Annotated in this window: 14 protein-coding genes, 2 tRNA genes and 1 pseudogene; 3 read left to right on the forward strand and 14 right to left on the reverse strand. The window is 47.9% G+C overall.

What is annotated here, in order from left to right:
- Positions 1 to 8: 8 nt before the first annotated feature.
- The 6 genes from nagZ to ICA20_RS14900 form a co-directional block, all read right to left on the reverse strand.
- Complete coding sequence (gene nagZ, locus ICA20_RS14875) at positions 9 to 1,034, reverse strand: beta-N-acetylhexosaminidase (protein ID WP_038639824.1); 1,026 nt, start codon at positions 1,032 to 1,034, stop codon at positions 9 to 11.
- Positions 1,035 to 1,044: 10 nt separating this feature from the next.
- Positions 1,045 to 1,869 (reverse strand): thiamine kinase, encoded by an 825-nt coding sequence (thiK, locus tag ICA20_RS14880; RefSeq protein ID WP_038639820.1) that lies wholly within the window; start codon positions 1,867 to 1,869, stop codon positions 1,045 to 1,047.
- The gene (gene lpoB / locus ICA20_RS14885) at positions 1,850 to 2,491 is read right to left on the reverse strand and encodes a penicillin-binding protein activator LpoB (protein ID WP_038639817.1); all 642 of its coding nucleotides are present in this window, start codon (positions 2,489 to 2,491) and stop codon (positions 1,850 to 1,852) included. Before lpoB ends, thiK begins: the two co-directional genes overlap by 20 nt.
- Positions 2,492 to 2,504: 13 nt before the next feature.
- Positions 2,505 to 2,879 carry a YcfL family protein gene (locus ICA20_RS14890; protein WP_038639814.1) on the reverse strand — a complete coding sequence of 125 codons (375 nt, stop codon included), beginning with the start codon at positions 2,877 to 2,879 and terminating at the stop codon, positions 2,505 to 2,507.
- Between the two features lie 2 nt (positions 2,880 to 2,881).
- Positions 2,882 to 3,241, reverse strand: a complete 360-nt coding sequence (hinT, locus tag ICA20_RS14895) for a purine nucleoside phosphoramidase (RefSeq protein ID WP_003030826.1) — start codon at positions 3,239 to 3,241, stop codon at positions 2,882 to 2,884.
- A 436-nt stretch (positions 3,242 to 3,677) separates the two neighbouring features.
- Positions 3,678 to 3,753: transfer RNA gene (locus ICA20_RS14900), tRNA-Asn, on the reverse strand.
- A gap of 160 nt (positions 3,754 to 3,913) precedes the next feature.
- Between ICA20_RS14900 and ICA20_RS14905 the strand changes: the two genes are divergently transcribed.
- The gene (locus ICA20_RS14905) at positions 3,914 to 5,401 is read left to right on the forward strand and encodes an EmmdR/YeeO family multidrug/toxin efflux MATE transporter (protein ID WP_121528886.1); all 1,488 of its coding nucleotides are present in this window, start codon (positions 3,914 to 3,916) and stop codon (positions 5,399 to 5,401) included.
- Positions 5,402 to 5,500: 99 nt separating this feature from the next.
- Positions 5,501 to 5,576 (forward strand) — tRNA-Asn (locus tag ICA20_RS14910).
- A gap of 54 nt (positions 5,577 to 5,630) precedes the next feature.
- Here ICA20_RS14910 and ICA20_RS14915 read toward each other — a convergent pair.
- The 8 genes and pseudogenes from ICA20_RS14915 to ICA20_RS14950 form a co-directional block, all read right to left on the reverse strand.
- A pseudogene (locus tag ICA20_RS14915) lies at positions 5,631 to 5,887 on the reverse strand (hypothetical protein).
- Positions 5,888 to 5,984: 97 nt separating this feature from the next.
- Positions 5,985 to 7,010: an AbrB family transcriptional regulator gene (locus tag ICA20_RS14920; protein ID WP_038639808.1), complete on the reverse strand. Its 1,026-nt coding sequence runs from the start codon at positions 7,008 to 7,010 to the stop codon at positions 5,985 to 5,987.
- A 65-nt stretch (positions 7,011 to 7,075) separates the two neighbouring features.
- Positions 7,076 to 8,308, reverse strand: a complete 1,233-nt coding sequence (locus ICA20_RS14925) for an ATP-grasp domain-containing protein (protein ID WP_149282261.1) — start codon at positions 8,306 to 8,308, stop codon at positions 7,076 to 7,078.
- The gene (locus ICA20_RS14930) at positions 8,308 to 8,946 is read right to left on the reverse strand and encodes a 2OG-Fe dioxygenase family protein (RefSeq protein ID WP_038639804.1); all 639 of its coding nucleotides are present in this window, start codon (positions 8,944 to 8,946) and stop codon (positions 8,308 to 8,310) included. The genes ICA20_RS14925 and ICA20_RS14930 overlap by 1 nt, the downstream gene beginning before the upstream one ends.
- 158 nt (positions 8,947 to 9,104) lie before the next feature.
- Positions 9,105 to 9,308 (reverse strand): 4-oxalocrotonate tautomerase family protein, encoded by a 204-nt coding sequence (locus ICA20_RS14935; RefSeq protein WP_038639801.1) that lies wholly within the window; start codon positions 9,306 to 9,308, stop codon positions 9,105 to 9,107.
- Between the two features lie 15 nt (positions 9,309 to 9,323).
- Entirely contained in the window at positions 9,324 to 10,607 is a 1,284-nt protein-coding gene (locus ICA20_RS14940) for a hypothetical protein (RefSeq protein WP_230592229.1), read from the reverse strand.
- Positions 10,608 to 10,653: 46 nt separating this feature from the next.
- Positions 10,654 to 12,516: an FAD/NAD(P)-binding protein gene (locus ICA20_RS14945; RefSeq protein ID WP_038639794.1), complete on the reverse strand. Its 1,863-nt coding sequence runs from the start codon at positions 12,514 to 12,516 to the stop codon at positions 10,654 to 10,656.
- A complete protein-coding gene (locus ICA20_RS14950; protein WP_038639791.1) occupies positions 12,513 to 13,703 on the reverse strand; it encodes an MFS transporter in 1,191 nt (396 codons plus the stop codon). Before ICA20_RS14950 ends, ICA20_RS14945 begins: the two co-directional genes overlap by 4 nt.
- 108 nt (positions 13,704 to 13,811) lie before the next feature.
- Between ICA20_RS14950 and ICA20_RS14955 the strand changes: the two genes are divergently transcribed.
- Entirely contained in the window at positions 13,812 to 14,684 is an 873-nt protein-coding gene (locus ICA20_RS14955; protein WP_038639788.1) for a LysR family transcriptional regulator, read from the forward strand.
- The last annotated feature ends 63 nt before the right edge of the window (positions 14,685 to 14,747 follow it).

Raw genomic sequence — 14,747 nt, forward strand, 5'->3', positions numbered from 1 at the left:
AACGTGCGTTAATGACCTGCTTTCTCTTCCTGCCAGCGCTCATGAAGCTGGTTGAGCTGGGCGCTTACCGTCTTCCAGCGTGTCGAGTCCATCAGTTCCTGACGTGAAAATGAACCTTTATGATACAAACGTGTAACACGTTCTGCATTGATCGGCGACAGATTATCTAACACACTGACCGCTCCCTTACGATTATTGCAGACCAGGATCATATCGCAACCAGCATCCAGCGATGCCTGCCCACGCTCGGCGTAGCTTCCCATAATCGCCGCCCCCTCCATCGACAGATCGTCAGAGAAAATAACGCCGTCGAAGCCAAGCTCCTGACGCAGTACCGTCTTCAACCAGTGAGGCGAACCACTCGCCGGACGCGGATCAACATCGCTGTAGATAACGTGCGCAGGCATAATGGCATCGAGTTTGTTTTCCGTAATTAACGTCCGGAACACGGACATATCCTTCGCACGAATCTCTGCTTCTGAACGTGGATCGGTTGGCGTTTCTTTGTGCGAATCCGCCGTCACAGCTCCATGCCCGGGGAAATGTTTACCGGTGGTCTTCATGCCAGCGGCATGCATACCGTCAATGAAACGGGTCGCCATCGCCAACGCTTTCAGCGGATCGGCATGGTAAGAGCGCTCGCCGATCGCTGCACAGATATGTCCCACGTCCAGAACCGGTGCAAAACTAATATCAATATCCATGGCGATCATTTCGCTGGCCATCAGCCAGCCGGCGTCCTGAGCCAGTTTGCCGCCCTCTTCCAGACCGTGTAGCGCGGCAAAGGATTGGGCCGCAGGCAGGCGGGTAAAACCTTCGCGAAAACGCTGCACGCGTCCGCCTTCCTGATCAACCGCCACGACCAAATGATTACGTGACGCGCTACGGATCTGGCGCACTAACTCACGCAACTGTTCCGGGTCATGATAATTTCGGGTAAAGAGAATCAACCCACCTACCAGCGGATGCGCCAGAATCTCTCGCTCTTCAGCGTCCAGCTCATACCCTTCGACATCCAACATTACTGGGCCCACACTGCTCTCCTCATCCTTTCATTGTTAGCTGCCGCCAGGTTTCATCGGCCAGCCTGATAAATTGTTGATCGCCGGTTTGTCGCCAGCGATACTCAAACCACCCCGCTTTTAGCATGATTACCCAGGGTCGCCATCGCCTGACCTGTCGCCACAAAACGGTTGGCTCAATGCGTGCTCGTCGGCCATAGGCGCTGACCAGCTGTTGGTGCTGGAGTTCATCACTGACCCACACCGCTGCCAGCTCGAGGGCGATATCGCCGTCTCCGGCATATTCCCAGTCAATCAGCCGCAACCCTGACGGCCCGCGCACGATGTTGTCACCGTGGACATCCATATGCAGCGGCCCCAGCCGCAAAGGTCGGGGCTCGCCGCTTTTTCTTAGCCGCTTCAGCGCTCGTAACCAATGTGGTGTACGACGCGCCGGATCACCGCACTGCCAGTACTGTTCGAGTAACGGCAGCAGACTGATTCGCCAGCCCAGTCGGGGTTGCTGATGCAGATAATACAATAAGTCAGCAAGTTCGTCGGCGTCCGGTAATCTGGATTCTACCTTACCCTGAAAAAAGTCGACTGCCATCCAGCCACGCGTATAAAAACGAGGTCGGGGCGCAAGATTTTCCGGTAGGTGTTTTAAGGCATGATATTGGCGCAGAAAATGCGATTCCGGCGCGTCGGGGTCGTGATGGCAGCGCAGCACTAAACGGTGGGTCTGATATTCGATAATGCAGCTCCCGCCGCTCAGGCCGTGGTGGCTGGCTACGACGGGATGATACTGCGGAAAGTAGCGCGACAGCACTTCATCGCGCGTCAGTCTGTTATTGTTGCTGAACGGCACCTTTACCTGACCAGATTATCTCGCCAGTTTGTACCAGCATTAATTGCATTTGCAGTGCCGGCGAATTGACGTTGCCAGATGCGCTGGAGTAGAGCACATACTGCGCACCAACGTTACGGGCAATACCAATCGCTTTGCTGCGCGTTCCAAGGCTATCGTTCGGCGACAGACCTAACTGCTGCTTGGCGACAGCCAGTTGTTGGGCGGAAACCAGGGTAAATTTGCCGTTATTCGCCAGCGCGTTACGTAAGGTTTCAGTCGCTTCGCCAGCGTTCAACGAGCCGTTGGTACGATTATTCACGCTATCAACCAGCAGAACACCACCCGCTTTGACACCATCGGCCTGCAGCATTTTACCTACCATCGGCTGCATTGCGCTGTTCCAGTCGTAGTGACGTTGGCGCGGTGTTGGCTGCGCCGTTTGATCCTCGTGTTCGATCGGACCCGGCTGCTGCGGTATACTTGGCACCGTTGGTACTACTGGTACTGGCTGTTGCGGCTGCGCGGGCTGTTCCGGTACCGGCTTCACTTCCTCTACCGGCGCGGGTTCACGTTGAGCCACACACCCAGAAAGAAACATCGCCAGCGCGGCAAGCAATGCGTAGCGATTCATTTTGATCATCAAGATTCACCCCTTACAAATATAGATAAAGTCTAACCTTGTGCGCCCCCAGATAATTGGCGCTGCCGTACAGTGTGACCGACGAATGAGCCGGGATAGTCACGCTGCGTGGCGCTTCCAGAGGGTGCATCTCCAACCCTCTGGCGTCATACCAGTAAAACCGATAATGCACGGTGACGGATTCTTGTCTTTCGTTATAGAGTCGCGAGGATGCTGAGGCCTGAATATCAGATGTTGTTAACACGGGCTGTTCTGCGGTTATGCCCGCCGCCAGAATCGTTGATTCCATCACCAGAGACTGTTCATCACTGACCGGAATTTCGGGGTGTGAGCGACAGCCTGCCAGCAACAGCAAGCCCAGTGAAAGTGCAATGCATCCTCTGGTCATGCTTAAAGACCTTTATGTGCGAGCATTGGACCAAGCGCACGTCCACCCAACAGGTGCATATGAATGTGATACACCTCCTGGCCGCCGTGACGATTGGTATTCATGATTAAACGGTATCCATCCGCAGCAATACCTTCCTGCTCCGCGATTTTCGCCGCAACAGTAATCATTCGGCCCAGCGCCTGCTCATGTTCTGCCGTCACATCGTTGACGGTGGGGATCAGGATATTAGGGATGATCAGAATATGCGTAGGTGCCTGAGGGGAAATATCACGAAACGCTGTGACCAGTTCATCCTGGTACACGATATCCGATGGAATTTCACGACGGATAATTTTGCTGAATATAGTTTCTTCTGCCACGACGTTTTCCTTTTTCATTAACAGCCCAAGCGTTATGCCATGCTACGCCGGGTAACACTGCGAGTATAGAGTATGAGCGAGTTACTCACGCTCTTTCAACTTTAACCCTCGATTTTTTAAGCAAAAACCCTGGTCAGCGCCGCTCTTATAACCATTTCCCTATGCTATCGCTTAAGCATAGTACTGAAACGATGCTTCATTTGTGCCGTATCATCTGTATGCGTATGGAATGTTAGTGGTTATAGAGAATCTCAATGATTCTCCCATAGAGAGGGATTACGTGGAGCAATCAACTGGCGTGCTAATCGCCGGTACTCAGTGTGGAAAAACAACACTGTATAACTCAACTCAAAAAGCAGCTCGCCAGGTAACTGCGCCTGGCAGCCAAACAAAAGCAAAAAAGCCCGCTTAGTTTCCCAAGCAGGCTTTTTAAATTTGGCTCCTCTGACTGGACTCGAACCAGTGACATACGGATTAACAGTCCGCCGTTCTACCGACTGAACTACAGAGGAATCGTTGTGGAGGCTAATCTTAGCGGCGAAATTTTTTTTGTCAAACCCCATTTTCCTGAATAACGCTCAATTGATGCTTCTCTCGACAGTTTGTTGCATTTGCAGACATTTTAAATGGAAAAAACTTTGCAGCTTTTTGGATTCTCCCTCATCATTTGAAATGAGGTTTCAACTTTCTTCTTTAAGGTCCACTTTGAACGTCTCCGCTGCCTTACGTCAGGTCGCTTCCCGCACGCCCTGGTATGCCAAACGCAAGAGTTATAAAGTTCTCTTTTGGCGCGAAATCACTCCGCTTGCGGTCCCTATTTTTCTGGAAAACACCTGTGTGCTGTTGATGGGTGTCCTGAGTACCTTCCTGGTGAGCTGGTTGGGAAAAGAAGCGATGGCAGGTGTCGGTCTCGCCGACAGTTTCAATATGGTTATCATGGCATTTTTCGCCGCCATCGATCTGGGTACCACGGTGGTAGTCGCCTTTAGCCTGGGAAAACGAGATCGGCGCAGGGCCAGAGCTGCTGCCAGACAATCGCTGGTGATCATGACGATTTTTGCAACCGTGCTGGCTGCAGTCATTCACTATTTTGGTCAACAGATTATTGACGTTGTCGCAGGTGAAGCAACGCCAGACGTTAAGGCTTTGGCACTTACCTATCTGGAGCTAACTGTGCTCAGCTACCCGGCGGCAGCTATTGCGTTAATCGGTAGTGGTGCCCTACGCGGTGCGGGCAATACCAAAATACCGCTGTTGATTAATGGCGGCATGAATATTCTGAATATCGTCATCAGCAGTATCCTGATCTACGGGATTTTTTCCTGGCAAGGACTGGGATTCGTGGGGGCCGGACTCGGACTAACCATTTCACGCTACATAGGTGCGATCGCTATTATTTGGGTACTGATGATTGGTTTTAATCCGGCGTTACGTATCACTTTCAAAAGTTATTTTAAGCCACTCAACCTCGCCATTATCTGGGAGGTGATGGGGATCGGTATTCCAGCCAGCATCGAGTCAGTGCTGTTTAATGGCGGTAAACTGTTAACGCAGATGTTTGTCTCAGGGATGGGCACCAGCGTAATTGCCGGAAACTTCATTGCATTTTCTATCGCCGCGCTCATCAACCTACCGGGAAATGCTTTAGGCTCTGCGTCGACAATCATCACCGGCAGGCGTTTGGGAAACGGCCAGATTGCCCAAGCCGAAATTCAGTTACGGCATGTATTCTGGCTGTCGACCATTGGTTTAACTGCCATTGCCTGGCTAACCGCCCCTTTTGCTGGCGTAATGGCCTCGTTTTATACCCAGGATCAGGACGTAAAAGAGGTCATAGTCATTCTGATTTGGCTCAATGCGGCATTTATGCCGATATGGGCAGCCTCCTGGGTATTACCTGCTGGGTTTAAAGGCGCACGCGATGCCCGTTTCGCAATGTGGGTATCTATGCTGGGCATGTGGGGCTGTCGCGTTGTGGTAGGTTACACCCTGGGGATCGTTTTAGGATGGGGCGTAGTCGGTGTCTGGTTAGGGATGTTCTTCGACTGGGCCGTACGCGCCGCATTATTTTACTGGCGTATGGTGACCGGCCGCTGGCTATGGAAATACCCGCGTCCCGAACAGGAAAAGTGCATAAAACAACCTGTTGCGCCTGAATAATCGGCGAAATGGGGAATATTTCGGCAAACGATTGAATTTATCGATTCAGGCTTTGACATCGCTGAGTGGTGTCGCTAATATGCGCCTCGTTCACACGATTCCTCTGTAGTTCAGTCGGTAGAACGGCGGACTGTTAATCCGTATGTCACTGGTTCGAGTCCAGTCAGAGGAGCCAAATTCAGAAAAGCCTGCTTTCGAGCAGGCTTTTTGCTTTTTTGCGGCTCTGGTGTTAATACAGAATCGCATCCAGCCAGGCAAGCACCTCATTGACAACGGCATCAGGTATGCGTTCCGGGCCGCCATATCTATAGTTCTGTGCTGGTCGCAGCGAATAACGGGGCCGTTTCTGGGGTTCAATAATCAGGCAGCCATCATCAATGGTCATGCCCACTTCGCTGTCCGTCGACAGCCCAGCGTTTTCAGCACGGCGGGAGGCACCGCCAGCATGATGGATCCGCCAACCTTTTTCAGACGAGTGGTATACATAGGCTTCAGCAATCAATCCTTCACCTTTAGGCCAGCGGCGGATAAGCGCAATAATAACCGCAACGCCACAACAATGCCTTGCTCTTCAAGGAAGACATTAATCTACTTTCATCTGTCTTTTGCGAAAGAAAACCAATGCTGGAACGGTATGAATGAGAAGCATACGAATAATATGATTCGCCATAACAAAGCTCGCATCCGCTTTTAACGCCAGCGCGGCAAATGACATCGACTCTACGCTGCCGGGAACCCAGGAGAGCATCAACACCGGGAAGGGATAATCCAGCAAGCGCGCCGAGATAAATGCCATGATTATCGTCACCCCCAGTCCAATCAGAACAAGCTGTACCGAAGACCAAAGATGACGACTAAATTCAGCCATCGAATAAGTCGTAAAATGATGCCCCAGCAAGATCCCCATCAACACCATGCTAATCTGGTTAAAGAGATCGGGAAAAATTAGTGGTTGTGAAGATAAAGGGTGCAATGCCGCCGCGCAAACCAGCGAGGTTATCATAAAGGGTGCCGGGAAATGTAAGCGCTCCAGAAACTTCCCCGCAATATATCCTGCTAATACCATTCCGGTCAGCCAGAGCAGATTGTGCCCGGAGAAAACAACGGCTGGAGTCGCAGCCAGAATATCTGCAGATGCCCCACGCGTGATATACCCGGCCAGAAACGTCAGGGTGATGAGACGCAGAGAATGCGAGATCACAATCTTTTGTGGCGGCGTCTTAATATGGGAGGCTAACGCCAGTACCGCCGCCATCGCTCCTGGCACCGCACCTAAAAGCGCCTCTTCTTTACTCCAGCCTAACCGCCGCACACACCAGAAGTAACTCAAGGTAAATTGTAAAGATAAGCAGAGTAATAACAAAGCAAACAAAAGGCTTATCTGCCGATGCTCGCCATATGAAAAATCTCTGAACATAATCCCTATCGAGATTCCGAGAGAAAGCTGGATAACCGTGATACTCCCCGGCATTGAGGATACGGAGAACCCAATACGTTTGAGCATAAGCACGGTAAAAAGGGCACCAAACATCATGCCCAGCGGAACGTTACAGAAAGTGAATCCCTGCCCGACGAGAAAACAGAGGATAATACCTGCCAATACTCTCATCCAGTACCTCTCCAGGCCGGTTGTTCAGATAACAATAGTTTTCGCCGGCACCGTCATGAATATATTCAGTGCACCGTATCTTTAACCCAATGCGTATTATCGATCACCCATTGCGTTAGCATCGCAAGATGTTCCTCAATTTCACGACTGGACTCACCTTCAACAATGGCACTGACAATCTCACCATTCGTCAGTTTCATCACATCGTAATGACGTCCGACAACACCTGTAGCCCGATAATTGATCACAAAACGTAACGGACATTTATCCGCAATAGCCTGTAAGGTTCCTTGAGAAGGCGGCACATTCAGTTGTCCAACCCGGATAACAGGTATTCTTTGCGCCAAATCCCGCGGATACGTTTCGTTCAGACAGGCCTTCAGCCATGTCATACGCGGATCGAGGCCAAACGCCGCACCTAATTCTTCATTAACGAAACATCCGCCTAACCGGCAGGCAAGCTCGCCGAAAATAATATTACCGCCCTGATCCACAAATACCTCAAGATGAAGTAAGGTGTTTTTCTCAATAGGGAAGACTTCTTTCGCAAGGTATTTTGTATAGTCAATCAACTTCTGGTGCAGTGGATTATCATCTTCCATGACCAGCCCTAAGGTTTGCCCTGATAGAAAATCAAGACAAGATACCGTGGCCCGAGAGGCGGAAATAAATATGGGTTTCCCCTGCAGATACAACGCGTTGATCTGATAAGCCTCACCTTCAATAAACTTCTCGATTAACAGATTATGGTATTCAGAGGATTTCATCTGCGCCAGATATTTAAATAACTGACCTTCATTTTTTAAAACCACCACCCCCAGAGATCCACGTCCATCATTTGGTTTTATCACGCAGGGATATCCGTGTTGCGCAATAAATGAGGCCATTGCCGTCGCATTTCCCACGCGAGCCATTGCTGGAATCGGTAACTGATATTGCTGCACACGGGATTTCATCAGAAACTTATCGCGAAACAGGATCGCCGCATTCTCACGCCCCTGCGTTAAACCTAAACGATCGCTGATCCTTGCCGCTCTGAGCACATCAATTTCAGCCAGGAAGTAAATACCGCTGGCGTTGTTCGAACGTGCATAATGATAAATATCCAGTTCTACCAGGGGATTATCGTTAAAGTTTTCATAAAACAGAAAGGTAAAATCATTCCCCATATGTTGCAAAATCGCCGCTTTTTGACTGGCGCAGGTGGCTATCACTAACGGCGTTGATTGCTGGAGTTCATGCCAGGCGTTTGGCGAGTGTTGTAAAAGAATTTTGGGTGGGCACAGTAAGATGTTCATTATTTTTCACTCTCGATATCAAACGTAATGACAAACACATCCCGAAATCCTTTCCCGGGCAACAGCGGTACGATAGGTGCGGTATAATGCAGATAATTAACATCATTGAAAATGATCGCCTCCCCTGCCAGAATTTTGAAGGTTGTTGCGTCATTTCCACCGTCGTGATGAGGGATTAACGTAGTATCGCCACCGGCGATATTTTCCATTTCGCTGCAATAGACGGCAATGAACTTAAAGCCATCCTGATGTATACCTTCCGGAGCAGGATAGCCCGGCTGTCGATCATGGGTTGTAATTCTTATTTGATGAATACCAACGTTATAGTTATCCTTCGGTAGCAATGGCAGTAATTTGCTAAATACCAGATTCATAATTTCTTCGGCAACATCCTGTTTTATTTCTGGATACTTTCTGCTGATACCACCTGAATACGTATTAAGTTTTTCAGACTGAAAGAAAACTCCGGCCTCGCACAAACTAAAATATTTTTCATACCCTGCTTTTGCCTGAAGATAACTTCGAAAACGAAATTTTCCATCTTCAGCTTTAAGCCAGGGATCAGGTAGCAACTCATCAAAGCTTTTTTTAACATTAATCGAGGTATTACCCAAACGTATATGATGATAAGCATGCATATATGACATCCTCAGAAAAGAGACAATAATGTATGTTGGTTATTTTTCTCAACTTATGACACCGGCAAGGGCCAATATCATTACCTGCATCCAGGGCAAAATACGATGGCTGCGGATATCAGGCGAGGAACGCACGTTCCCCGCCATCACATTCACTATTACTGACTTTTTTTACGCAACTCGGTCACCGGTACGCCGCCAATCCCCCAGTTATCGGTATCGACTTCGTCAATAACCACAATGGTTGTAGCAGGGTTTTTATTAAGCACATCCACCAGTAGCTGAGTCGCACCTTCCATCAGCTGTTTCTTTTGTTTATCGGTCACACCTTCTTTAGTGATCTTAATATTTACGTAGGGCATAACAACTCCTGTAAACTAAATGATTGTGGATAATGCGCCGAGGTAGCTAAGCGCAAACAGGTTAAACAGCAGAACATAACCATAATGCATCTGGAAACTGGTTCTGCCGGGAGAAACATTAAGGCTGTTGGCAGCAAAAATTGCGTTTATCGATACCGGAGATAGCAGTTGCGTAGCAATAAAAAGGCAAATCCAAATCTGATAATCCACCACGCTGCCGGAAAGATAGTCGGAAAAAATCGACCACGACACGCTAAATATAATTAGGGGATGAATACCGAGAATACCAGGCAAGGGCAGAACAAATAAAATAATGGCATAGCACTGAAAAGTTGTAAGACCGCTAACAAACGCTGTAATGCCTTGCGGGATGTTTGCAAACAACATCATACATACCGATGTTAACAGGCTGCATGCCAGGAGTAATACCACTTCGCCGGAGATCCCCTGAGCAGATTCAGACAGTTGTTGCGCCCACTGCTTTTTGCGATTCGCAAAATGGCTGACGATAAAAAGAACAACCGCCGTGAAGGTGATGCTCTGCAAAGGATTCAACCCCAGCACGCTCAACGATAGAATAAAGCTTCCCCAAAACAAGCCGATAAAAGCAAGAATCGAGGTCATATTGCCGCGGTCAGAAACCGTATGACTATCTTCGGCAACCAGTTGGACACGCGATTTCTGGTTTAACAGGATACTGAATAAAAACAGGGGAATGCCGACCAGCATCGCCGGAACATGAGGGATATCCGGCATAGCAGCCCATACCGCCGCCGCACCAATAGTCGTCGGCATTAAAACCATCGTGATACATACCGTACGAGTGACAATCTTCGCCAGGTTAAACTTCGGTTGAACCACTTTTTTCAGGCTATCAAGCAGGAGTGGAATGGCCCCAAGGCTCATTGGCCAGGTTAAAAAAGCGGTCAGCAACGTTATAGACAATGTGACTCGAGACGGTTTTTTCTGCAGTAAATATGCCCCCAGCGCAGCGTTAAAATTTATCGCGTTCATCACCTGCCGGAGTAATGCAATCCCCACCAGCAAGAGCATGACGTCTGAATATCGTACAAAAACAGCGAGGAGGTTAAGTTCCCCACTCTTGTTTGCTGTCAGTAGAAAAATCATCGAAGCGATAAAAATGAGGATCCCACTTCTTGCCGATGATTTTTTCCACCAGAATGAAAAAGTTGACAGGATATACAATATTGACGCAACGAGTGCAAAAGCAGACATCACGGGATATTTACCGGCAAGCACACAGGATGCAAGGAAAACACCCAATGAGATCACAATCATTGAGGATTGCAGATTTTGCCAGAGATTACCGTGCGTCTGGATTTGCTCAGTCTGCATTAATGACAACCTCATGCTGAACATTGCGATGGTGCAATTGTTGATACATATCAGTTACACAGCGCCCGGCATCGACCAGGAACCTCGAATTGACAAGGGGTCGGGGCAATACGTAAGTGTAAAAATTAGCCCCTTCCGCTGGATTGCCTAACACCCAAATCGATTCTTGTGTTTCCCCAAGGCAGTTAATCGGATGCTGATTGATATCAATATCCAGCCCGCCTGGATGATAACCATCGTTCATAAAGGGACGCACAATGCCGTTGATAGTCATATTCCTCATCAACGTTGAAACGTCGTGCAACGGCGAAAAGTTAGCAATTTTGGCTTTTATCAACACATCAGCTTTCACTACGCTACTCTCATCTTTAAATTCAGAATGAACCTCGAACTTACCCTCATATTCATTCATCATTAACCGGGGATCCTTTCCTCCTGCCAGACGAACTATGTTGGCATGCATTAATGCCAACAGTTGTTCATTACGCAGTTTCGGCGGACCTACAGCAATACGATTAAAGACAGGATTGATCTGCTCAATGAAGTATTGATGCGATTTCGCGTCAAGTCCGCAATTATCGATAGCCCCTCGCAAAATATCTCTTACGTCACGAATAATGTCGGTTGCCGCTTTCACTGGGCCCTTGACGTTGCCTTTGTCAGACTCATGCAAGTCATCGCGTAAAAAATCAATAAACCATTGGCTATATTCTTCCAGGGAGGCATGTTCCTGATTGCGATGAGGATAAAGTATGCTATCGATAACCGCGGCATCATGCACATCAGCAACATATGTCGTGGGTTCCTGCCACTTCCCCTCCAGGGTAGATCGATAAACGTAGCACATTTCTTTATGCAGCAACGGGAAAATTTGTTCGATGAAATTTATTTTTGATGTGGCATTATGAATTAAATTCTGGACACGAAATTCATTAATTGCGGCTGAAGTTAAGAATCGTGGTCGGTATTGACCGGAAATACCTTTTTGATTCATGCCGCGACTGCTGAAAGGCAGAGCCTGTCTGGAATAAATAAAAATATCAGGTTCATTGCCACTAGGGTGATAGCGAAGCATCCCATTGTCTGTCACAAACCGTCCACCACGTCCCAGCGTTAATTGGGAAATAACATCATAAGCTGTCAACCCAATGCCCTGGACGATAACCTTAGCTCGGGAGTGAATATTATTTAACCTATCAACCGGATAAGGCGTGGAATAATATTCCAGCAGTTCATTTTGCTTATTGCTGCTGGCAATAAATTTTTCGACATAATGATCTTCCAACGTTTTCATATTGTCGCCATGGCCGGTTGTCAGATAAACAAAGTCAGCAACAATCCTCTGATTATCTTCTAAAACAATGGCTGATCGTTTATCTTGCTGAATAAAAAGATTAGTTGCCTGCTGATTTATTTGCGTTACCGTCAGACTGGCTGGCAGATTTTTTAGTATTCTCTCATACGCCCAATTTAAATATTCTCCCAATAAGCGACGAGGCAAGTAATCATTTGCATCAATAGCTAAACCTGTTTCGCTTTTTATATAGCGATCACCCACTTTGCGATAACCCTGATTGTTAGCCCATTGATGAAAACATGGGCCTGGGCGAAAAGGGCCGGCATTTTTTACGGTCACATCACCAAACAATGTTATTTGACAGGCAACAGTATTAACTAATAAATGGTCGGGCTGAGACAAACTATGCGCTCCCACACCCATGGCATTTTTATCAATAATAATGATCTGCATATGTTCATTAATCGCATACTCTGTATGCAGGGCACAAATCCTTTCCAGAATACTTAAACCACGCGGTCCCATACCCAGTATAGCCACTGTCATTTTTTTCATTCTTTGCTCCAACTGTCTGAATATTTAACTTTACTGTATTGTAAATAGCTAATCCCTGCTGCGATAAATAACGAGGCTGCACCCAATAATATGGAATAGGTCATTCCATTTTTATTGCTCTGGAAGGCACTGACAATTAATGGACCGACGATCTGCCCGACCCCATAAGTCAGTGTAACGAGGCCAAGAAGGTTAATCTTTTTTGGTGCCCTTATTTTTCTTGCCAGCGGCATGACCAAAGAACTTGTCCCCATGAATGTGCCGCCAAAACCAATACAGCTAATGGTTAGTAGCAGTGGTGAGTTAATAAATATGGCCATGACTACGCAAATCGCCTGAACAATTAAGTTAACACTTAGGCAGGATAATATATTCCACTTACGCGCGGCCCATAACCAGCCATAGCATCCAGGAATAACGGCAAGACCGACAATGGACCAGATATGGTCGGCTAAAAAGGTGTTGCCAACCCCCCTGGCCATTAACGGTAAATATGTAGCGACAATGATATAGCCGAATCCGGCCAGACCATACAGTAAGGCTAAATTCCACCACTGGATTTCAGGTTCCGCACTTACGACTGCTTTTACCGGCGGGATCATATGCTTATCTTTCGGCAATAAAATTACCAGGATGACGAAAAATATCGTTGAAAGTATGGAAGCACCAATCCACAACAAGTGTGAATCTAACGCGTAAGACACGCCAGCAATGACATATTCATTACCGATAAAAATGCCTATTCCTACGCCTGAAAACAGTGAGGCGATAACAAAAGGATTATGGGTATGCTGGAGCACCAGCATTGAACCAAATATCATCATTCCCGCGCTTGCCACACCCGCAAGGAATCTGATTAACAGAATAATTTCAGGCTGAGTCACTTGTGCCATCAAAAAAATCAGCAGGGCTGTGAGTAACGCTGAAGCCAGTAACAGCATTCTTAACTTATTGACTGCGTTGAAAATACCAAAGGAGAAAAGGAGACTGCCGACGAGGTAACCTGCATAGTTTGCGCTGGCAATTAAGGATAATTGCGAAAAGGTAAAAAGCCCTTCATGAAGCATAACGGGAAGCATAGGGGTATATAAAAAACGCCCAATTCCCATTCCTAAGGTCAAGACAATCATACCAAATACAGCAGTACACAGCTGACGATGGCCAACAGCACTGTGATCGATATCCATTTTTTGGCCTCAAAAGACGAATTAAGTTTGATTGTTATCTTACATAAGGAAATGATAATAAAAAGTTAATAAAAATGACGAAAACATTCACTTTAGGTAATGCCTTCTATGAACAGTACCTCGCTTAACTTGTTTAAAACGGTTGCGGAAACGGGTTCCATATCTGCTGCTGCGCGTAGTCTGCACTGCGTTTCATCGAATGTCACAACCCGTCTCAAACAGCTGGAAGCCAGCCTTGACGTATCTCTGTTTGTCCGTGAGAAAAATCGTCTCTACATCACCCCTGAAGGCGAGCTTCTTCTTCGCTATGCCAACAAAATTCTGGCCCTGTTACACGAAGCGGAATTGTCCATGCATGGAACAAAAGTGGCGGGACCGTTACGCATCGGCGCAATGGAAACGACCGCAGCGGTACGTCTGCCCTCGATACTGGCGAATTTCCACCGCGAAATGCCTTCCGTTGAGCTAAACCTGAAAACCTCCCCCACGGAGGTACTGGTGCAGCACATCCTGAACAATGAACTGGAAATCGCTTTCGTTGCCGATCATCAGGCACTGCACACGGAAAATTCGCCTCTGCAATTGCACATTTTATGTCAGGAAACGCTGGTACTGGTGACGGCGGCAGAGCACCGGAATGTCATTACCGGCGCGGACCTCAAAGTGACAAGACCGCTGGTCTTTGTTAAGGGGTGTAACTATCGCTCCCGTCTGGGACAATGGCTGCGGCTGCAGGGAGTCGATTATGCCGATCCCCTGGAGTTCGGCTCTTTTCAGGCGATCCTTGGCTGCGTGAGTGCCGGAATGGGGATTGCCCTGTTGCCAGAGAGCGTAGTCAGACAGTATGAACATAATTTCCCTATCCGTAGCCATACGATTACCCCACAGATAGGTAACGTGAACACTATGATGATATGGCTTAAAAACCGAGAAGTCAGCCGGGTGCTTAATCGCTTTGTCTCATTTATTACCGAGGCTTAATTTTTCGCTACCGACAACGGCGCAATGCAGGCCGCAGAGTCAGTGGAAGACTGGCGCACTCAA

Origin of the sequence: Citrobacter sp. C5_2 (assembly GCF_014596845.2) — a bacterium.
GTDB lineage: Bacteria > Pseudomonadota > Gammaproteobacteria > Enterobacterales > Enterobacteriaceae > Citrobacter > Citrobacter werkmanii.